Genomic DNA, 295 nt, shown 5'->3' with positions numbered 1-295 from the left:
GACTGGGGTGAAGTCGTAACAAGGTAGCCCTAGGGGAACCTGGGGCTGGATCACCTCCTTATACGAAGATATTCACGACAAGTGTCCACACAGATTGATTAGGTTTAGAAAGTTAGAGCATCTTAGTGTCCCGTTCGTCTAGAGGCCTAGGACACCGCCCTTTCACGGCGGTAACAGGGGTTCGACTCCCCTACGGGATACCATCTTTAAGCGTTCTTTGAAGCCAAAGCCGATGAGAATATTTAAAAATGGTTACTTCGTTATGAAGTGATTCGCTCTTTAACAATTTGGAAAG

General features: G+C 46.4%; 1 tRNA gene and 1 rRNA gene. Both read left to right on the top strand.

Going from position 1 to position 295, the window contains the following annotated elements:
- A 16S ribosomal RNA gene (locus FTW16_RS18810) occupies positions 1 to 61 on the top strand; the annotation flags it as partial.
- A gap of 66 nt (positions 62 to 127) precedes the next feature.
- Positions 128 to 203 (top strand) — tRNA-Glu (locus FTW16_RS18805).
- Positions 204 to 295: the final 92 nt, after the last annotated feature.

It is taken from the genome of Vibrio sp. T20 (genome assembly GCF_007858795.1).
GTDB classification, from domain to species: Bacteria; Pseudomonadota; Gammaproteobacteria; order Enterobacterales; family Vibrionaceae; genus Vibrio; species Vibrio satsumensis.
This window is presented reverse-complemented; position numbering and strand designations above follow the sequence as displayed.